A 20,309-nucleotide genomic window follows, 5' to 3' on the forward strand; every position below is an offset into this window, starting at 1 on the left:
GAGCCACAGCCAGCCGCGCATCCACACGCCCGGCCCGGCGCCACCGCGCAGGGTATCGCGCCAGACCATCGCCATGAGCAGCAGCGTGCACAGCATGAGATGGCGGATCGACAGAGCATAGACCGCCAAACTGAACACCAGGGTGAAGCCAACGAAAGCGGCCAGCACCACGCGGTCGGCCCAGCGGCCGCGCAATTGCGTCCAGGCCATCGCCGCCAGCGCGAACAGCGCAACCGCGCCGAGCAGCGCCGGGGGCGGCTGGTCCCATTCCGGGCGCAGGCCGTGCCACTGCAGCGGCAGCCCCTGTGCGCTCATCCCTGCCAGCCAATCGACCAGGCGGGCAAACGGGCCATGCTGGGTGATGGCAGGCGCCACGTCGGGCGCGGGGCGCACCCACCATGCTGCCAACAGGCCCGAGGCGATCCACCCGCCCAGCCAGCCCAGCGGCGCGCGCCGTTCGGCCCAGCGCCAACCGACGAATATGAACGACAGCACCCCGAACAGGAAATCGCACTGCGGCAACAAGATGATGAATGGCCAGGCCCAGTGGCCGCGTCGCCACAGTGCCAAGGCCAGGAACACGCACACCGCGCCCAATGTCAGGCTGCGCGACACGGTAAAGAATTCGAACAGCACGAATTCCGACAGGGCCAGGCACAACCGCTGGCTGCGCGCGAAGGGTGCACCTAGCAGGATGGTAAGCTGGCCCGGAACCGCAATCAGGGCGGCTGCCACCGGCAGGGTCAGCAATGGCGCAGATAGAACGTGCGCCAGACCGCGCAGGATCGCGTACCACAGCGGGGGATGACCTTCATAGCGCAGCGCGGCAAGCAGATCGGGCCAGGTTGGCGTCTGCACCGCGATCAACACGGCCTGCCATTCGTCCAACCAAGTTTTGTGCGTGATGATCAGCAGGATTTGCAGGGCGATAACCGCGCAAATCGCGCCGGTCCACGCAACGGTTGTGGCCAAGGCTGCGTTGATGGAGCGATCCATCGCCAAGGTCGTGCGGGCTATCCAGGCCAGCACCCGCGCCAACAGCGGCGCCCGCGCGCAAAGCCAGGGTGCGATCGTGTCGCCGCCGTGGATCTGCGTCATGCCCCGTCTGCCCCTTTTTGTCCGTCGCTATGGCTAGGGCGGGAATAAAAGGACGGAGGCCAAGGAATGGTTAACGCACGCTTGCTGGCGACATGCGCAAACGCGAACCGGGCTGCACCGCCTGGCGATGCAGCCCCGTTCCAAGCCTTCCAGGACGCAGCAGCGCGGAGGGACGCGGCGCCAGGTCTTGGGGTGTTGCGTCAGTTTGCGGTCAGATGCGGGCCGCGAACAGATAGCCTTCGCCGCGTACCGTGCGGATCAGGGCGCCGCCGCCGTGGCGCACCAGCTTGGCACGCAGGCGCGAAACGGCGACATCGATCGCGCGGTCAAACGCTTCGGCTTCGTCGCCATGGACCAGGCGCAGCAGCGCTTCGCGGCTGACGACCTGGCCGGCGTGGACTGCCAGGGCATGGAGCAGCTTGAATTCGCCGCTGGTCAGGTCAACGTCGCGGCCAGCGGCATCGCGCACCACATAGAACGTGGGATCGAGCACCCAACCGGCAAAGGTCAGCACTGGAGTGGCAGCGGCGCGCGCGGTGGCGGCGTTACCACGGCGCAGCACCACGCGCAGGCGGGCGAGCAGTTCGCGCGGGTTGAACGGCTTGGCGAGATAATCGTCAGCGCCCAGTTCCAGGCCGACGATGCGATCGATATCGCTGGCGACGGCGGAAAGCAGCATGACCGGCGGCGTGCCGGGCTGTTCAGCCATCTCGCGCAGCAGGCCGAGCGAATCCTCGCCACGGGCCATGACATCGAGGATCACCGCATCGATCGGTTCCTGCGACACCAGCTGGCGCAGTTCGGTGCCATTGGCGACGGGCACCACGTGCATGCCCTGGCCTTCCAGGTATTCACGCAGCATGTCGCGGGTCTGCTGATCTTCATCGAGCAGGGCGATGCGGGCATCGTGGGTGCGGCGCATGGCGGGTTCATAACCGTTGGCCGGAGCGGGTGCGGTGATCATCGCGTCGTTGCGGGCAAAGCGCATGGCACCGGCGGGATTTGGGCGGAGTTCGGAGTGTGCAAGGGGCATTCGTCAGGGTCCATCAGTGGGAGGGGAGGGATGAGGGACACCGGCTTAACGAGGGGCGTGGCAAAACCCTTCGCGGCAAGTTTCTTTTTCTTGCGGTTCGCGCGGCTTTCGAGCCGAAGATCGACGAGCCCATTTTGCAATCGATTGTTGTAAGGGCGCATTGTCTGTGCCATGGTGCACGCGAAGGGCCGGTGAAGCCCCTTGGGAGAGCGTCATGGAATTTGCCCGCAATCAGGCCGAAACTCCGCCAGGCAGCACGGTGCCGGGCAGCGGTTGCGTGGCATCGGGATCTGCGCGGCCACATCTGTCCCTGGCGCGCATCCTGGAAATGAATCTGGGCTTCCTGGGTCTGCAGTTCAGCTTCGGCCTGCAGCAGGGCAACATGGGCCCGATCTACAGCTATCTTGGCGCCAACGAGGCGCAGCTTCCGCTGCTTGGCTTGGCTGGGCCGATCACCGGGTTGCTGGTTCAGCCGCTGATCGGCGCGCTGTCTGATCGCACCGCCAGCCGCTGGGGCCGCCGCACGCCCTATTTCCTGGTCGGGGCCGTGCTCTGCGCGCTTGGGCTGTTCATCATGCCGCTGTCCTCGTCGGTGCTGATGGCTGCCTCGCTGCTCTGGCTGCTCGACGCTGGCAACAACATCACGATGGAGCCCTACCGGGCCTATGTCTCCGACCGGCTCAATCCCAACCAGCGGCAGACCGGGTTCCTGTCGCAAAGCGCGTTCACCGGCCTGGCGCAGATGCTGGCGTTTCTGACGCCCTCAATCCTGGTCGGCCTGGGCATGAACCAGGATTGGGTCGATGCCCATGGCATTCCCTATACCGTGCGGGTGGTGTTCACGCTGGGCGCCGTCCTGTCGCTGGTGACGATCCTGTGGTCGGTGTGGCGCGTGCCGGAACTGCCGCTGACACCGCAGGAACGCGCGCATATCGAGGCCGCGCCCAAGGGCTTTGGCGCGGCACTGGCTGAGATTGCCGATGCCATCCGCACCATGCCGGTCGCCATGCGCAAGCTTGGGCTGATGAGCCTTTTCCAGTGGTCGGCGATGTCCGGCTATTGGCTCTATGTCACCTATTCGATCGCGCGGACGGTCTATCACACCACAGATGCACATAGTTCGGCATTCCACAGCGCGGTGCTGACCAATGGCGAGATGGCCGCGTTCTACAACGGCATTTCGTTCGTTACCGCGTTTGCCATGGTGCCGCTGGTGCGCCGGATCGGGCCGGGGCCGCTCCACGCGCTGTGCCTGCTGGCCGGTGGCGTGGGCATGCTGGCGCTGCCGCACATTACCGACAAGGCCCTGCTGTTCGTGCCGGCGGTGGGCGTGGGTCTTGCCTGGGGCAGCATCATGGGCAACCCCTATGCCATCCTTACCAATTCCATCCCGCCGGCCCGCACCGGGGTTTATATGGGCATTTTCAACATGATGATCGTGATCCCCATGTTGCTGTTCGCGGTGGTGATGAGCGAGTTGGACCTGGGCTTCATCAAGCTGGGGCTGGGTGTCTATTCCCATGTGCTGCGTGGCGATCCGGGCAATATGCTGTCGCTGTGCGGCGCGCTGTTGATCGCGGCGGCACTGTCGGTCCTGTGGGTACGCGAAGGGCGCGCCCATGCCGTGGCCCAGGCGCAAGCCCTGGCATGAGCGGCATGTTTGCCTTGACCAGCGGCGATGCGGCAATCGTGCTGGAGCCGCGCGCCGATCGTGCTCCGGCATGGCGCCATTGGGGCGCGGCGGTGGATGTTGCTGGCCTGCCGCCGCTGGCCGACACGCGCGGCGCGGCATCGTTTTCGTTTGACGAAGACGTCCCGCTCGATAGCGCCCCGGTGGGCGGGCTGGGCTGGTTCGGCCCGGCTGCGGTGGAACTGCGTGATGCCACCGGGGCCGGCATGGTTGTCTCGTGGACCAACAGCGATGTTGCCCGCACCGACGACGGGCTGGTGATCTGCCTCGATGATACGGTGCAGGGCGTGCGCCTGGTGCAGACCATCGCCGCCGATGGCCTTGGCGGCTTTCGCATGGGTGCCACGCTGACCAATATCGGCCCTGCGCCGATCCAGCTCGATTGGCTGGCCAGCGCGGTGCTGCCGCTGCCGGGCGATGCCGCGCAGCTGGTGTCCTGGCGCGGGCGGCACAATGCCGAACTGGTGGAGAAGGTCGAGCCCTTGCCAGCGCATGCCTGGCAGCGCGAAGGGCGGCGCGGCATTGCCGGCCATGGTGGCCCGGCCGGGCTGTTCGTGCTGGGCGAGGGGGCAGGGCATGCCGCCGGTCCGGTTCACGCGCTGCAATTGTGCTGGTCGGGCGACAGCCTGATCCGGGTGGAACGCGATGACGAAGGGTTCTTCATCGCCATGGCTGGCGCGCGCCTGGCACCGGGCGAGGTGGTTCTGGCGCCGGGCAGCAGTTGGACTGCGCCCGATGTATTGGCAGCCTGGTCCAGCCACGGGCGCAACGGCGCCACGGCGGTGTTCCATGCGGCGGTGCGGGCCATGGTGCGCTGGCCGGGCGGCACCATGCCGCCGCGCAAAGTCCATCTGAATTCGTGGGAAGCCTGCTATTTCGATCATGACGAGGCGCGCATCCTTGCCTTGGCCGAAGCCGCCGCGCAGATCGGCATAGAGCGCTTTGTGCTCGACGATGGCTGGTTCGTGGGGCGCAACGACGATACGGCTGGGCTGGGCGACTGGACGCCCGATCCAGCCAAGTATCCGCAAGGCCTGGCGCCGCTGGCGCACCGGATCATTGCCACCGGCATGGAATTCGGACTGTGGGTCGAGCCGGAAATGGTCAACCCCGATAGCGATCTCTATCGCGCCCATCCCGGTTGGGCACTGGCGCTACCCGATCGTGCGCGACCCACGGCCCGCAACCAGTTGGTGCTGGATCTGTCGCAGGCAGCGGTGCGTGACTATCTGTTCGATTGCCTCGATCATCTGCTGCGCGATGTGCCGATCAGCTATCTGAAATGGGACCACAATCGCGATCTGGCGCCGTCCGGTGGCGCGGCACAGGTGCGCGGGCTGTATGACTTGCTGGCCCGCTTGCGCGCCGCCCATCCCGGCGTCGAGATAGAGGCCTGTGCAGGTGGTGGCGGGCGCAGCGACGCCGGTATGGCGCCCTATGTCCACCGCTATTGGACCAGCGACAATATCGATGCCGTCAGCCGCGTGGATATCCAGCGCGGGTTCCTGGCTTTCCTGCCGCCCGAGATGATGGGCAGCCACGTGGGCGCCAGCCCCGCCCATGCCACGGGCCGGGCACAGGCCCTGGCGTTTCGCGCTGCCGTGGCCATGCCAGGGCATTTCGGTGTGGAGATGGACCCGCGCACGCTTGACGCGCCAGAGCGGGATGAACTTGCCGGCTGGATCGCGTTTCACCGCACCTGGCGCGATCTGCTGCATGGCGGGCAGGTGTGGCTGGGCGAAGGCCCCGATGGCCTGGTGTGGCAGGCCCAGGGCAATGCACAGGCGCAACTGCTGTTTGCCATTCGCCGCGCGCCGGCCGCTGATCGTCGGCCGCAGCCGCTGCGCTTGCCGCATCTGGCCGGGCAGGGGGCATGCAAGGTGCGCCTGCTGCGCATGGCCGGTGGCACTGGTGGCCACGCCGCCCCAACCACCCCGCTCCATCGTGCCATGGTGGATGCGCCGGTAACGCTGGCAGGCAACTGGCTGTCCCATGCCGGCCTGCCCATGCCGCCGATGAATGCCCAGACCGTGGCGATCTTTCATATCGAGGCCGGGTGAATGACTTGGCCGCTTTACACCCTCCACCCTTCCTCGCGCGCCTGACGCGCCAACCAGCACGAGGTCGCATGTCCGCCGATCGTCCTTCTTTCCAGCCCGATGCGCAAACGATTGCTCACCCGGTCACCCGGCAGCCGAGCCGCTGGGAGCCGCATGGCTATGACCCCGTGCCCGAAATTCCGCTGGTGACGGCGGCCGATGTCGCGCCGATCATGCCCGGCCTCGATCTGTGGGACTGCTGGCCGCTGGCGCACGAAGATGGGCGCACGGCGGTGCATGCCGGGCGCACCTGGTGGTTCTTCCTCAGCGCGCCGTGCTTCCCCGATCCGGTGCAGCGGCACGATGTGGCGCGCATCCGCCTGCTGTCGCACGGTGCCGATGGCTGGCGCGATCATGGCAACGCCTTGCCCGATGGGCTCAACCCCGGCACCCGCGAATGGGCCGGCTGCGCCGTGGTGATGGACGACGGCGTTTCGGTGACGCTGTTCTACACCGTGGCCGGTCGCCAGGGCGGGGCCTTCTCCTATGAGCAGCGCCTGTTCGCCGTGCCGGGCACGCTGGGCGCGGATGGCCCGGGGCAGTGGCAGGCCCCGCAGGAAATCGTTGCCGCTGATGGCCGCCGCTATATTGCCGATCGCCAGGAAATCACCAATCCTGCGCCTGGTTCGATCAAGGCGTTTCGCGATCCGGCATGGTTCCGTGACCCCGCCACTGGCCAGCGTCACATCGTCTTTACCGGCAGCGCAGCCTGGACCGACAACCCGCACAACGGACTGGTGGGCCTCGCCACGCTGAGCGATACCGGCTGGCTGCTGGAAGATCCGCTGGTCGAGGCGATCGGCACCAACAACGAAATGGAGCGCCCCTGCGTGGTATGGCGCGAGGGCCGTTATTACCTGTTCTGGTCCACCCAGCGGCATACTTTTGCTCCTGGCGCCGTCGATGGACCCAACGGCCTTTATGGCATGGTGGCCGACAGCCTCACCGGCCCGTGGCGCCAGATCAACGGCAGCGGCCTGGTTGCCCCCAATCCAGCCGGCGAGCCCGGCCAGACCTATAGCTGGTGGGTGACGGGCGAAGGCGCGGTGTGGAGCTTCATCGACTATTGGGGCATGAACGGACGCAAGCTGGCCGATCATCCCGAACTTCTGCGCGCCCAGTTCGGTGGCACGCCGGCGCCAGTGTTCCAACTGGCGTTCGACGGGGATCGCGTCACCGTCGCGGCCTGAACCTGGCGGCTTGGCCCCCCGTGCCGGTCAGGCGCTTTCGCGCACGACCAGTTCGGGGGCCATGATCGTTGATGGGGTTTCCACGCCGGCGATGCGCTGGGTCAAGAGGTCGACCATCGCGCGCGCCCCGCCAGCAATATCCTGGCGCACGGTGGTAAGCTGCGGCACGGTTTGCGTGGCGATCGGCACATCGTCAAACCCGGTCACGGCCACATCGTGGGGCACACGCACGCCGCGTTCGTGCAACAGGCGCAGCGTGGTCATCGCGATCACGTCAGACGCGCAGACGATGCCGTCGATCAGGCCGGCGAACTGCTCAAGGTGCCCGGCCACCTGTTCGGGGATTTCCTCGTTGGACAGATGGGTCGAGCACGCCACGAGCGGCGTGGCCCCCGCGCATGCCGCCACGGCCTCCTGCGCACCGGCCAGGCGATCGGCAATTTCCGGCGCGCCGGTATCGCCAAAGAACACGAGCTTGCGCTTGCCCTGATCAAGCAGACGCTGCGCCGCCAGGCGGCCGCCCGAACGATTGTCGGTGCCCACGGTGCAATGGATCTGCCCGTCGCGGTGGCTGCCCCACACCACCATCGGCAGATAGCGCTCTGCCACCCGCTCGATCGCGTCCATCTGGTTGGACTGGCCGATCACCAGGGCGCCATCGAGCATGCCGGAATCGACGATGCGATCCAGCCACTCGTCATCGCCGGGGATCACGCGCGACAGCATCAGGTCGTGCCCGCTTTCCGTCAGCGCATCGGCCAAGTGCCCGAACAACGTCATGAAAAAGGGATCGGAAATGTGTTGGCGGCGCTCGTGGCCGAGCGGGATGACTACGCCGATCACCCCGGTGCGCTGCGTGCGCAGGCGGCGGGCCATCTGGTTGGGCCGGAATCCATGTTCGCGGGCGATCGCCTGGATGCGCTCGCGGGTTTCGGCGTTGACCAGGCTCTTGCCGGCTAGCGCGCGCGAAACAGTGCCGGCCGAAACACCGGCCATGCGCGCAAGTTCCGCAATGTTGCGGATCCTGGGTTTGCTTGCCTCTCTTACGGTCTTTTCGTTGGACGTTTCGGTCATGGCCACGCTTTTAGCTGGGGGAACCCTGAAAGCAAGGTGGAGCAGGCAACTTAAAGCCCTGCAACGCCGGGCTTCGAGGCGATGGGTGATGCAGCGATGCCACAGCCCGAGGCAAAGTGATAGCTGAAGATGCAATCCATTGCATAGCGTGCAAATGCGCATTGCAAACGATTGTAGTGGTGCGTATCAGGCTATTTATCGATTCCCGCTCCGCATGTGGGAACGTGTTCATGGGAGAGTACCTGATGAAGCCGTCCGCTTTTCTGTCGTGCGCGTCGCTCGCCGCCCTTGCCGGTGCGCTGATTGCCACGCCCGCCCTGGCGCAGGATGCCCAGCCGGCCGCGACCCCCGCCGATGACGCCGCCGATGTCGCCCCGATCGTGGTGACCGCCGCTGCCGGCGGCAAGTCTGCCCAGCTTTCGTCGATCTCGGTGTCGCAGATCAACCAGGAAGCGGTCACCAACTTCACCCCGCGCTCGCAGGCCGAAGTGCTGCGCACGATCCCCGGCCTCAACGTGCAGGACACCGCCGGCCCGGGCGGCAACGCCAACATCGGCGTGCGCGGCATCCCGGTTTCCACCGGCGGTTCGGAATATGTCGGCCTTCAGGAAGATGGCCTGCCGGTCACCCTGTTCGGCGATATCCAGTTCGGCAACAACGACTACTGGGTGCGCTTTGACAACAACGTGAACCGCGTGGAAGCGGTGCGCGGTGGTTCGGCCTCCACCTTCTCCAGCCAGGCGCCCGGCGCGGTCATCAACTACGTGTCCAAGACCGGCGAGCATGACGGCGGCGAAATCGGCCTGAGCCAGGCGCTCAACTATCGCGAAACCCGCGTCGATTTCGATTACGGCGGCCACCTGTCCGACAGCGTGCGCTTCCACCTGGGCGGCTATGCGATCGATGGCAACGGCCCGACGCACCTGCCGTACAAGGCGCAGAGCGGCTATCAGATCAAGGGCAACATCACCAAGGACTTTGACGACGGCAAGGGCTACATCCGCTTCAACTTCAAGCGGTTGGACGACAAGGAACCGACGTTCACCTCGATGCCCAGCCTGGTGACGCTCTCGGGCAACAAGATCACCGGCTATAGCACGTTCGACGGCGTCGACGCGCGCAAGTATGCCTCCACCGGCATCTACAACCAGAACTTCCAGATCCTCGATGCCAACGGCAACGTGCGCACGGTGGCGATGGAAGGCATTCACCCGGTCGCCACCGCGCTGGGCGGCGAATTCCACTATGAATTCACCCCCGCGTTCACCGTGACCGACAAGGCCCGCTGGACCTCGATGAGCGGCACCTTTGCCAACCAGTGGACCGGTGAAGCCACCGCTGCCTCGCTCGCGGGTCTGGGCACGCTGCGCTATGCCGCCGGCCCCAACGCCGGCCAGGTCTATAACGGCCGTTTCGTCAGCAACAGCGCGCAGGCCTATGTCGACATGAAGGATGTCGGCAGCCTGGTGAACGACCTGACGTTCAGCGGCAAGTTCGACGTGGGTGACGGCGCCAAGGTCAAGGCCAATGCCGGTTGGTTCCACATGCGCCAGACCGTGGCGATGGATTGGCGCATCAACAACGCCACGCAGACCCTCAACGGTTCGAGCAATCCCGTTCCGCTCGACCTGTTCGATGCTGCCGGCAACCAGCTGACCGCGCAGGGCCTGACCGGCTTCAACAACCAGTGGGGCGGCTGCTGCGGCGGGCGTTCGTATGACGTCAGCTACACCGACGATGCGCTTTATGGTCAGCTCGAAGGCCAGGTTGGCCACCTCAACCTCGATGGCAGCGTGCGCTATGACAGCGTGAAGGCATCGGGTGCGGCCTATGCGCCGCAGGCCGTGGGCAACGTGACGGTTACCGACGCGCTCGGCTCGGCCTCGATCCCGGCCTACAACACCAAGTCCACCCCGGACAACGTGCTGAACTACACCAAGGGCTATGTCAGCTGGTCGTTCGGCGCGCTCTATGAAGTGAGCAACGACACGAGCGTGTTCGTCCGCGTCAGCCGCGGTGGCCGCTTCAACGCCGATCGCCTGCTGTACAACAACGCCAATTTCACTGCCGATGGCAAGCTGACGGCCGGTGGCGATCACCTGTCGGTCAACTATGTCAGCCAGCAGGAACTGGGCCTCAAGCAGCGCGGCAATGTGGGCGGCGGTCGCTACCACGCCGAAGTCACGCTCTATCGGGCGCAGGTGAAGGAAAGCAATTACGACTTCACCGCTCCTTCGCGCGGCGAAAGCCCGTTCATCGACGCGATCTACCACTCCTATGGCGTGGAAGCCTCGGGCGGCGTGTCGGCGGGCCACTTCTCGCTCGACGGCTATGTGGTCTATACCCACGCCGAAAACGTCGGCACCAAGACCACCCCGGTCGCCATGCCGAAGTGGACCTGGCTGGTTTCGCCCAGCTATGACGCGGGCGTTGCCGCCATCGGCTTCTCGGCCAGCGGCCAGTCCAACTTCCTGGTTTCGGGTGGCTATACCGCGCCGGGCCGCACGTTTGTGAACGGCTTCGTCAAGGTTCGCCCGGCCGACAAGCTGGAAGTGAGCTTCAACGTCAACAACCTGTTCAACACGCTCGGCTACCGCGCCAACAACGGTTCGATCGCCGTGGGCCCGGGTACGGCCGGCCTGTCTGCCAACCAGGCGATCTTCGACAACAGCGCCATGCTGGGCCGCACGATGAGCGCTTCGGTTCGTTACAAGTTCTGATCCACGGGAGGGCGGCCGGGGCATTCCCGGCCGCCTTTTTTGTGACAGATAAACAGCAAAAAGCCCGGCAAGGTCAGACCTTGCCGGGCTTTTTGTGCGCGCTTTATGGTGGGCGAGATCAGCCCGGCAGGGCCACGTCCAGCGCCTGGCAGCCCAGCGCGATCGCGCCGGTGATGCCGGCATCGTCGCCCAGGCCTGGCGTGACGATGTAGGTTTCCAGCCCAGCATCGAGGCGCGGGTGGCTGACATAGCCGTTGAGCTTGGCTTCGGTCTGGCGGCGAACCGATTCCACCAGGCCCGGCGCCTTCATCACGCCGCCGCCGAAAATCAGGCGATCGGGCATGTGCAGCAGCACCAGGCTTGCCGCGAGGTGCGCGATATAGCCGCCGATCAGATCGATCGCCGCGCTGTCACCGGCCAGTTGGTCCAGGCTCTTGCCCCAGCGCTTTTCGATCGCCGGACCCGATGCCAGGCCTTCCAGGCAATCACCGTGGTAGGGGCACGATCCTGCGAACGGATCAAGCGTGCGGTCGTGCGGGGGCAGGATATGCCCGCTTTCAAAGTGGGAAATGCCCATCAGCGAGCGGCCATGGCTGACCACGCCGGTGCCCACGCCGGTGCCGATAGTGGTATAGGCCAGCGTGCGGCAACCCTGGCCCGCGCCCTTCATCCATTCGCCCAGGCAGGCCCCGTTCACATCGGTATCGACCACGATCGGCGCGCCGAAGCTGCCCAGCACATCGTGGAAACGCGCGCCCTGCCAGCCCGGCTTGGGCGTGGTGGTGAACGTGCCATAAGTGGGCGAGGTGGGATCGATGTCGATCGGGCCGAAGCTGGCAACGCCAAAGGCGGCGACGGGGCCATGCTCTTCCTGCGCGGCGGCAAAGAAATCGGCCAGCGCGGGGAAGCAGGTTTCGGGCGTTTGCGTGGGAATGCGCGTGCGCGCCAGGATTTCGCCTTCCGGGGTGGCGAGTGCGGCGATGAACTTGGTTCCGCCTGCCTCGATCGCACCGATCAGGGGGGCACCGTTGAGCGGGGCAGCAGGCATTATTTCTCCCTTTGGATCGCACAAATCGGACGGTCCTTGAAGGCGTGATGCCAGTATGGTCAACCTCTTTGCAATCGAATTATCACGAAAACGGCGCGATCATGCGCGCGGCAGGAAATTGCGCGCGCTACCATGGCCAGGCATGGAAACGTGCTTGGCAGTGCCCACCCCGCTTGCATACTTATGCGACGTGCATCGCGCCGCATGAGCGACTAGGGCAAGCATCGACAAGGACCCAACCCAAGGGGTCGCACGTTGCCATGCAAGCGCGCACGGCATTCGTGTTGCGAAAGATAAGGAGATCCGCCGATGGCCGACAGCAGTTGTTCTGCGCTTTTGCTCTTTGGCGCAACCGGCGACCTTTCCCGCCGGATGCTGTTGCCCTCGCTCTATGCCCTGCATGAAGACGGGTTGATCGATCCGGGCCTGCGCATTGTCGGCACCGCACGCTCGGAACACACCGACGCTGATTTCCGCGATTTTGCCCACGCCGCGCTCGATGAATTCCTGCCGGAAGACCGCAAGGACGAGACCAAGCTGGCCAGTTTTCTGGCGCGCCTGGAATACCAGACGCTCGACGCATCGAACGTCGATGGCTTTGCCGATCTGGCTACCAAGCTGGGCGATACCAGCTGCGGCCTGTCGATCTTCCTGTCGACCGCGCCCGCGCTGTTCGAGCCGACGATCGAGGGCCTGCGTCGCGCTGGCCTGGCGCATGACAACGTGCGCATCGGCCTGGAAAAGCCGCTGGGCAATGATCTGGCCTCCAGCCGCCGCATCAACGATGCTGTTGCCGGGGCCTTTGCCGAAGACCAGATCTTCCGCATCGATCACTACCTGGGCAAGGAAACCGTGCAGAACCTGATGGCGCTGCGCTTTGCCAACATGATGTTCGAGCCGCAGTGGAACGCCGGCAATATCGATCACGTGCAGATCACCGTCAGCGAAACCGTAGGCCTGGAAGGGCGCAAGGGTTTCTACGACGATACTGGCGCCCTGCGCGACATGGTGCAGAACCACATGCTCCAGCTGCTCGCGCTGATCGCGATGGAGCCGCCGCGCGATTTCGATGCCACCTCGATCCGCGATGAAAAGGTCAAGGTTCTGCGCGCACTGCGCACGGTGAAGGCCGAGGAGATGGTGCGCGGGCAGTATCGTGCCGGGGCGGTGAAGGGCGGTGGGGTGGCTGGCTACCAGGAAGACCTGGGCGAGCCGTCGGACACCGAAACCTTCGTGGCGATCAAGGCGCATGTCGACAACTGGCGCTGGCAGGGCGTGCCGTTCTACCTGCGCACCGGCAAGCGTCTGGCCGAACGTCGGTCGGAAATCGTGGTGCAGTTCAAGCAGGTGCCACACAACATCTTCTCGGGCCGGGGCGGCAAGTTGCAGGCCAATCGCATGGTCATCCGCCTGCAGCCGGAAGAATACGTGCGACTTCAGGTCATGGCCAAGGAGCCGGGGCTCGATCGCGGCGGGGTGGTGCTGCGCGAGGTCAACCTCGATCTCTCGCTGACCCAGGCGTTTGCCAAGGCGCGGCGTCGCATTGCCTATGAACGCCTGCTGCTCGACCTGATCGAGGGCGAACAGACGCTGTTCGTGCGCCGTGACGAGGTGGAAGCGCAGTGGCGCTGGGTCGATGCGATCCGCGCGGTCTGGGCGGGTGGTGATATGGAGTGCAAGCCCTATGCCGCTGGCAGCTGGGGCCCCAACGCGGCCATCGCCCTGACCGAGCGCGACGGGAGAAGCTGGAATGACTGAGACCGCCAACCCGCGCGTGCGGTGGGCCAAGCCTGGCGATGCTGCCGCCGTGGCCGATCGCATCGCCACCGAACTGGCGCGTCCGGGTGAAAAGCGCCTGGCGATGACCGGCGGCTCCACCCCGCTCAAGGTCTTTGCCCTGCTCAAGGATCGCGGGCTCGATTGGTCGGGCGCCACCCTGGCGCTGACCGACGATCGCCGCGTGCCCGACGATCATCCCGCCAGCAATTTCGGCAAGCTTTACGGCGCGCTGGGTGACAGCGGTGCCAGGTTCGAACGCCTGGAAGAGGGCGCTGCAGTGGCGCCGTTCGACCTGGTGTGGCTGGGCATGGGCGAGGATGGCCACGTCGCCTCGCTGTTTCCGACCATGCAGGCGTTGGTCCGCCCCGGCGCCACGGTGATTGCCACCACGCCGATCCCGCTGCCGCCCGAGGCACCGTTCGATCGACTGACGCTGACCGCGCGGGCGCTCAAGGCCACCAAGGAAGTGATCCTGGTCGTGACCGGCGCATCGAAGAAGGCGCTGATCGAAGACGTGCTGGCGGGCAACGCCGATTACCCTGTTTCCGATTTCCTGCGCGGCAGCGATGGCCCGCCGGTTACCATCTATTGGAGCGAATGATGGCCCTTCATCCTACCGTGGCCAAGGTCACCGATCGTATCGTGGCACGCAGCCGCGATACCCGCGCCGCCTATCTCGATCTCATCGATCGCGCGCGCGAGGCAGGCGTCAACCGCCCCAAGCTGACCTGCGGCAACCTGGCCCATGGCTTTGCCGCCGCCGGGGATGACAAGCTGGCGCTGCGCGATGGCAAGGCGCTGAACATCGGCATCGTCAGCGCGTTCAACGACATGCTTTCGGCGCACCAGCCCTATGGTCGTTATCCCGAACAGATCAAGGTTTTCGCCCGCGAAGTGGGCGCTACGGCGCAGGTGGCGGGCGGCGTTCCGGCGATGTGCGACGGGGTGACGCAGGGCCAGGATTCGATGGAACTGTCGCTGTTCAGCCGCGACACCATCGCGATGAGCACCGCGGTGGGCCTGTCGCACGGCATGTTCGAGGCGGCGCTGTTCCTGGGCATCTGCGACAAGATCGTGCCTGGCCTGATCATCGGCGGCCTGCGCTTTGGCCATCTGCCCACGATCCTGGTCCCGTCGGGCCCGATGCCTACGGGCCTGGCCAACAAGGAAAAGGTGCGCATTCGCCAGCTCTATGCCGAAGGCAAGGTTGGCCGCGACGAACTGCTCGAATCCGAAAGCGCAAGCTATCACTCGGCCGGCACCTGCACGTTCTATGGCACGGCCAATTCCAACCAGATGATGATGGAAATGATGGGCCTGCACATGCCCGGTTCCAGCTTCGTCCTGCCCGGCACCAAGCTGCGCCAGGAACTGACCCGCGCCGCCGTGCACCGCGCCGCGCAGATCAGCTGGGATGGCGATGACTATCGCCCGCTGGGCCATTGCGTGGATGAAAAGGCCATCGTCAATGCCGTGGTCGGCCTGCTGGCCACGGGTGGTTCGACCAACCACGTCATCCACATTCCGGCCATGGCGCGCGCCGCAGGCGTGCAGATCGACTGGGACGACATGGACGAGCTGTCGCGCGTGGTGCCGCTGATCGCCAGCGTCTATCCCAATGGCGCGGGCGATGTGAACTATTTCCACGCCGCCGGTGGCATGCCCTATGTCATCCGCGAACTGCTCGACAACGGGCTGGCCCATGCCGACATCCGCACTGTCTATGGCGCTTCGCTTGCCGATGGCGCGCAGGAACCGGTCATGGATGGCGACACGCTCACGTGGAGCCCCGCCCCGGTCAAGAGCGGGGATGACAGCATGCTGCGCCCGGTCACCGCGCCGTTCCAGCCTGAAGGCGGCCTGCGCCTGCTACAGGGCAATCTGGGCCGTGGCACGATCAAGGTCAGCGCGGTGGATGCGTCGCGCTGGACGATCGAGGCGCCCGCGCGCGTCTTTGCCGACCAGAACGACGTGCTCAAGGCGTTCAAGGCCGGCGAACTCGAACGCGATGTGATCGTGGTCGTGCGTTTCCAGGGCCCGGCCGCCAATGGCATGCCCGAACTGCACAAGCTGACGCCGCCGCTCGGCGTGTTGCAGGATCGCGGTTTCCGCGTGGCATTGGTCACCGATGGGCGCATGTCGGGCGCATCGGGCAAGGTGCCAGCGGCAATCCACGTCTCGCCCGAAGCCAAGCTGGGCGGCCCGCTCGCCAAGCTGCGCGATGGCGATATCGTGCGCGTCTGTGCGCAGACGGGCGAACTGGTGGCGCTGGTCGATGCTGATGAATGGGCTGCGCGTGAAGACGTGGTGGCCCCGCCCGAGGCGATGGGCGTGGGCCGCGAGCTGTTTGCCCTGATGCGCCACTATTCCGATCCGGCCGAGCGCGGCGGATCGGCCATGTTGGCCGCTGCAGGCCTGTAACGTCCGGCATTCGGGGGAGAGGATATCATGGAACTCGTAGCCGTAGACATCGGCGGTACGCACGCGCGCTTTGCCTTGGCCACCGTGGAAGGTGGCCGGGTTACGCATCTGGGCGAGGCCGTCACACTCAAGACGGCCGAACATGCCAGCTTCCAGCTGGCGTGGGAGGAATTTGCCCGCCAGAACGGTGGCGCGGTGCCCAAGGCCTGCGCCATCGCCGTGGCCGGGCCGGTAGGGGGCGAGGTGATCAAGTTCACCAACAACCCGTGGATCATCCGGCCGGCGCTGATCCCGGAAAAGCTGGGCGCCGAACGCTATGTCGTGGTCAACGATTTCGCCGCCGTCGCCCATGCCGTGGCGCAGGCCGGCGAAGAACACTTCATCCACCTGTCTGGCCCCGACGTGTCGCTGCCCGATCATGGCGTATTCAGCGTCGTCGGGCCGGGCACCGGGCTGGGCGTGGCCCAGTTGTGGCGCCATGCGCATGGCTATCAAGTGCAGCCCACCGAAGGCGGACATATCGATTATGCCCCGCTCGACGGGATAGAGGACGCGGTGCTCGCCCGCCTGCGCAAGCGTCATCGCCGCGTTTCAGTAGAGCGCGTGGTGGCGGGGCCTGGCATCGTCGATATCTATGAAACGCTGGCGCTGATCGAGGGCGCGCCGTTCATCCCGCGTGACGACAAGGCGATCTGGACGCTGGGCAGCAGCGGCGAAGACAGCCTGGCCGCCGCCGCGATCGATCGCTTCTGCCTGAGCCTGGGCAGCGTGGCGGGCGACCTGGCGCTGGCCCATGGTGCCTCGGCCGTGGTCATGGCTGGCGGGCTTGGCCTTCGCATCAAGGATTGCCTGGTGCGGTCTGGCTTTGCCGAGCGATTCCGCGCCAAGGGGCGGTTCGAGCAGATCATGGCGCAGATGCCGGTCAAGCTGATCACCCATCCGCAGCCGGGCCTGTTTGGCGCAGCTGCCGCCTTTGCCCAGGCCAACAAGGACTGATCGGGCCACCGGCCGCCTTGCACATGCGGGGCGGCCGGGGCACAATTGGCCCATGCATGTTATTCACGATCCCGCCAGCGAGCCCGAAGAAACGATTGCCTTCAGCGATTTCCTGAAAGTGGACATCCGCATCGGCACCGTGCTTTCCGCTGAAGACCTGGTTGGCGCACGCAAACCCTCGATCAAGCTGGTGATCGATTTTGGCCCCGGCGTGGGGCACAAGAAAAGCTGCGCGCAAGTGGCCGCGCTGTATGATCCGGCCAGCCTGGTCGGCCGCCAGGTCGCCGCCGTGGTCAACTTCCCGCCGCGCCAGGTGGGCAAGGCGATTTCCGAAGTGCTCACGCTCGGTTTTGCCGATGCCGAAGGCCGCGTGGTGCTGGCGAGCCCCGAACGCCCCGTGCCCAACGGCGCCCGCTTGCTATGACCGCGCCCACGATCTGGACGATCGGCTATGAGCAGGCGACGCTCGATGCCGTGATCGGCACGCTCAAAGCCGCCGGCGTCGACGTGCTGGCCGACGTGCGCGCCCTGCCGCTGTCGCGCCGGCCCGGCTTTTCCAAGACCGCGCTGGCCGGAGCGCTGGCGCAGGCTGGCATCCAGTATGTGCATTTCAAGGCGTTGGGCACGCCTGCGGACGGCCGCGCCGCCGCACGCGCGCATGATCACGCGGCGCTGGAACGCATCTATGCCGGCCAACTCGAACTGCCCGAGGCGATGGCTGCTGGGGCGCACCTGCATGCCCTGGCCACGGAAAAGCGCGTTGCCCTGTTATGCTATGAACGCGCCGCGCACGAATGCCACCGCACTTTGCTGCGCGAAGCGATGCTGCCAGAGTTTGCCGCGGTCGATCTGGTGCCGGACGTAGTCTGAGGCATCGCCCCTCCACCAGCCTGCGGCTGGTCCCCCTCCCCACAAGTGGGGAGGACCTTCAAGATCCTCCCCACTTGTGGGGAGGGGGACCGCCGCGTAGCGGTGGTGGAGGGGGCGCTTAGCGCGCCAGTTCCTCGTCAAGGAACGCTGCCACATCCGCCAGGTCCACATCCTTGGCCAGGAACGTCTGGCCAATGCCGCGCATCAGCAGGAAGGGCAGGGTGCCCGCGTCCATCTTCTTGTCGTGGAGCATGTGATTCTTGAGCGTCTGCCCGTCGCAATTCATGTCCAGCCCCTTGAGCGAAGCCGGCAGGCCCACAGCAGCGATATGCGCGGCCACGCGCTCGGCATCCTGGCCGCTCATCAGGCCGATCCGCGCGGAATAGCGCGCGGCCAGGATCATGCCCAGCGCCACGCCTTCGCCGTGCAGCAGGCGATCCGAAAAGCCGGTCTGCGCCTCCAGCGCATGGCCAAAGGTGTGCCCCAGGTTGAGCAGGGCGCGCACGCCGGTGGTTTCCTTTTCGTCGGCGGCCACGATCCGCGCCTTGGCTGCCACGCTGCGCGCAATGGCGTGCTCGCGCGCCTCAGCCTCGCCGGCCAGCAGGTGGGCGGCGTTGGCCTCGCACCAGAAGAAGAATTCGGGATCGTCGATCAGCCCGTACTTAACCACTTCGGCATAGCCGGCGCGCACATCGCGCAGGGGCAGGGTATCGAGACTGAGGGGATCGGCCAGCACCAGGCTGGGCTGGTGGAACGCGCCCACCAGGTTCTTGCCCATGGCCGTGTTGATCGCGGTCTTGCCACCAACGCTGGAATCGACCTGCGCCAGCAGCGTGGTGGGCATCTGGATAAAGCCGCAGCCGCGCTTGACCATCGAGGCGGCAAAGCCGGTCAGATCGCCGATCACGCCGCCGCCCAGCGCCACCACGTTGTCCTTGCGCTCGATCTCCAGGCCCAGCAGCCAATCGACCACGCGCACCAGGCTGTCCCAGGATTTGGTCGCCTCTCCGGCCGGCAGCACCAGCCACTGGCTGGCGATGCCCTGCGCGGCAAAGCTGGCCGTCACCGTCTCGCGCCAGGCGGCGGCGACGTTTTCGTCGGTGATCACCGCGACGCTGTCCTTGCGCACGAACGGGCGGCACAGCCTACCAGCGCGGGCGAGGGCGCCTTCTTCGATCACCACGTCATAGGGGGCGCCGGCAATGGCGACGGGGATTACAGCCATGCGTCAATCGCTTTCAGGATGCGGTTTGCCGTCACGCCGTGGGGCAGGTTGCCGCTGGTGATATGGATTGCCGCCTGCTCATAGGCGGCGCGCCGGTCCTCGCGCAGGCGGGAAAGGATCTCGCGCGGGTTGCCGCCGCGCAGCAGCGGGCGATTGTCCTTGCGGCCCACGCGCTCCACCAGCGTGTCGATATCGCTGTCGAGCCAGACCGACACCGCCTTGTCGAGAATCAGCCGCCGCGTATCGGGATCGACAAAGGCGCCGCCGCCGGTGGCCAGGATCTTGCGCCGCGTTGGCGTGGCGCCGTCGAGCAGGCGGGCGATGACCCGGCGCTCGCCACTGCGGAAATAGGGTTCGCCATAGGTGGCAAAGATTTCGGGGATCGGCATTTGCGCCGCGCGCTCGATTTCTTCGTCCGCATCCACAAAAGGCACGTCGAGCAGGCTGGCCAGCTTGCGGCCCACCGTGGTCTTGCCCACGCCCATCATGCCTACCAGCACCACCGGCCGATCGATCCGGCGGCCAATGCGGGCGATTTCCGCCATGGATAAGAGGGCGCTTTCGTGGTCCATTGCCGCGCCGCCTATACTTGCGCTAGGGCCAAGCGCAAGCGCCGTGGCAGCGAGGCAACGTGAACAATCAGGGTTCAATGCAAAGTGGCAAGGGTGATGGGCGCGGGCCGGAAAATCGGCCGACGCTTTCCGCTGGTGGATTCGCGCCGTTTCAGGGGCTGCCCTGGCTGGCGATCGGCGGTGGCTTGGTGGCGGCCGTGATCGTGGCCCTGGTTATGCTGGCCTGGATGCTGGGCGGGCCACGCCAGACCGCTTGGGTGGAACAGCCCGTTGCCGTGCCCAGTAACGCCAGCTTGGCCCATTCGGAAAGCAAGCCATGAAACCGCGCCTTTTCCGCCATGCCCTGCTCGGCTGCGTTGCCATTGCCGGGATGACCGGCGCGCTGCTGGCGCAGGAATCGCTGCTGCCGCCCGGTTTTGACAAGCCGGCGGCGCAGCCCGCACGCCCGCAGCCGGCCAAGGCCAAGCCCGCGGCAGCACCTGCCGCGGCCAAGG

The 20,309-nt window shown here is 66.0% G+C and carries 17 protein-coding genes; 11 read left to right on the forward strand and 6 right to left on the reverse strand.

The genetic code is table 11. The features are described 5' to 3' along the window. Positions 1-1,098: hypothetical protein (locus tag H926_RS26980; RefSeq protein ID WP_158441971.1), on the reverse strand; the 1,098-nt coding region annotated here is incomplete at its 3' end. A 211-nt stretch (positions 1,099-1,309) separates the two neighbouring features. After that, positions 1,310-2,131 (reverse strand): winged helix-turn-helix domain-containing protein, encoded by an 822-nt coding sequence (locus H926_RS0111215; protein ID WP_202804695.1) that lies wholly within the window; start codon positions 2,129-2,131, stop codon positions 1,310-1,312. A 328-nt stretch (positions 2,132-2,459) separates the two neighbouring features. Between H926_RS0111215 and H926_RS26985 the strand changes: the two genes are divergently transcribed. The 3 genes from H926_RS26985 to H926_RS26990 all read left to right on the forward strand — a co-directional run bounded on the left by H926_RS26985 (position 2,460) and on the right by H926_RS26990 (position 7,110). Further along, positions 2,460-3,782 (forward strand): MFS transporter, encoded by a 1,323-nt coding sequence (locus H926_RS26985; RefSeq protein WP_051146337.1) that lies wholly within the window; start codon positions 2,460-2,462, stop codon positions 3,780-3,782. Next, positions 3,779-5,881, forward strand: coding sequence for an alpha-galactosidase (locus H926_RS0111225; protein ID WP_082209118.1), 2,103 nt, complete (start codon positions 3,779-3,781; stop codon positions 5,879-5,881). Before H926_RS26985 ends, H926_RS0111225 begins: the two co-directional genes overlap by 4 nt. Positions 5,882-5,949: 68 nt before the next feature. Continuing rightward, positions 5,950-7,110, forward strand: coding sequence for a glycoside hydrolase family 68 protein (locus H926_RS26990; protein ID WP_022676382.1), 1,161 nt, complete (start codon positions 5,950-5,952; stop codon positions 7,108-7,110). 27 nt (positions 7,111-7,137) lie between these two features. Here the strand turns inward: H926_RS26990 and H926_RS0111235 are convergent, their stop codons facing one another. Beyond that, positions 7,138-8,184, reverse strand: coding sequence for a LacI family DNA-binding transcriptional regulator (locus H926_RS0111235; protein WP_022676383.1), 1,047 nt, complete (start codon positions 8,182-8,184; stop codon positions 7,138-7,140). A gap of 245 nt (positions 8,185-8,429) precedes the next feature. Here H926_RS0111235 and H926_RS0111240 point away from each other — a divergent pair, with 245 nt between their 5' ends. Further along, positions 8,430-10,904, forward strand: a complete 2,475-nt coding sequence (locus H926_RS0111240; protein ID WP_022676384.1) for a TonB-dependent receptor domain-containing protein — start codon at positions 8,430-8,432, stop codon at positions 10,902-10,904. 118 nt (positions 10,905-11,022) lie between these two features. Here the strand turns inward: H926_RS0111240 and H926_RS0111245 are convergent, their stop codons facing one another. After that, on the reverse strand, positions 11,023-11,952 hold the full coding sequence (locus H926_RS0111245) for an ROK family protein (RefSeq protein ID WP_022676385.1): 930 nt from the start codon (positions 11,950-11,952) through the stop codon (positions 11,023-11,025). A gap of 309 nt (positions 11,953-12,261) precedes the next feature. Here H926_RS0111245 and zwf point away from each other — a divergent pair, with 309 nt between their 5' ends. The 6 genes from zwf to H926_RS0111275 are packed head-to-tail and all read left to right on the forward strand — an operon-like array spanning position 12,262 to position 18,018. Next, complete coding sequence (zwf, locus tag H926_RS0111250) at positions 12,262-13,710, forward strand: glucose-6-phosphate dehydrogenase (RefSeq protein ID WP_022676386.1); 1,449 nt, start codon at positions 12,262-12,264, stop codon at positions 13,708-13,710. After that, positions 13,703-14,332 (forward strand): 6-phosphogluconolactonase, encoded by a 630-nt coding sequence (locus H926_RS0111255; RefSeq protein ID WP_022676387.1) that lies wholly within the window; start codon positions 13,703-13,705, stop codon positions 14,330-14,332. The genes zwf and H926_RS0111255 overlap by 8 nt, the downstream gene beginning before the upstream one ends. After that, positions 14,329-16,152: a phosphogluconate dehydratase gene (gene edd, locus H926_RS0111260; RefSeq protein WP_022676388.1), complete on the forward strand. Its 1,824-nt coding sequence runs from the start codon at positions 14,329-14,331 to the stop codon at positions 16,150-16,152. Before H926_RS0111255 ends, edd begins: the two co-directional genes overlap by 4 nt. 27 nt (positions 16,153-16,179) lie before the next feature. Next, positions 16,180-17,148, forward strand: a complete 969-nt coding sequence (locus H926_RS0111265) for an ROK family protein (RefSeq protein WP_022676389.1) — start codon at positions 16,180-16,182, stop codon at positions 17,146-17,148. Between the two features lie 52 nt (positions 17,149-17,200). Next, positions 17,201-17,572, forward strand: coding sequence for a tRNA-binding protein (locus H926_RS0111270; RefSeq protein ID WP_022676390.1), 372 nt, complete (start codon positions 17,201-17,203; stop codon positions 17,570-17,572). Continuing rightward, positions 17,569-18,018: a DUF488 family protein gene (locus H926_RS0111275; protein ID WP_022676391.1), complete on the forward strand. Its 450-nt coding sequence runs from the start codon at positions 17,569-17,571 to the stop codon at positions 18,016-18,018. The genes H926_RS0111270 and H926_RS0111275 overlap by 4 nt, the downstream gene beginning before the upstream one ends. A 118-nt stretch (positions 18,019-18,136) precedes the next feature. On the opposite strand, the gene aroB is transcribed toward H926_RS0111275, so the two are convergent. Then, positions 18,137-19,243 carry a 3-dehydroquinate synthase gene (gene aroB, locus H926_RS0111280; RefSeq protein ID WP_022676392.1) on the reverse strand — a complete coding sequence of 369 codons (1,107 nt, stop codon included), beginning with the start codon at positions 19,241-19,243 and terminating at the stop codon, positions 18,137-18,139. After that, positions 19,234-19,815, reverse strand: coding sequence for a shikimate kinase (locus tag H926_RS0111285; RefSeq protein ID WP_022676393.1), 582 nt, complete (start codon positions 19,813-19,815; stop codon positions 19,234-19,236). Before H926_RS0111285 ends, aroB begins: the two co-directional genes overlap by 10 nt. Before the next feature lie 77 nt (positions 19,816-19,892). Between H926_RS0111285 and H926_RS0111290 the strand changes: the two genes are divergently transcribed. After that, positions 19,893-20,135, forward strand: coding sequence for a hypothetical protein (locus tag H926_RS0111290; RefSeq protein WP_022676394.1), 243 nt, complete (start codon positions 19,893-19,895; stop codon positions 20,133-20,135). Positions 20,136-20,309: the final 174 nt, after the last annotated feature.

It is taken from the genome of Novosphingobium sp. B-7 (assembly GCF_000410615.1).
Taxonomy (GTDB): domain Bacteria; phylum Pseudomonadota; class Alphaproteobacteria; order Sphingomonadales; family Sphingomonadaceae; genus Novosphingobium; species Novosphingobium capsulatum.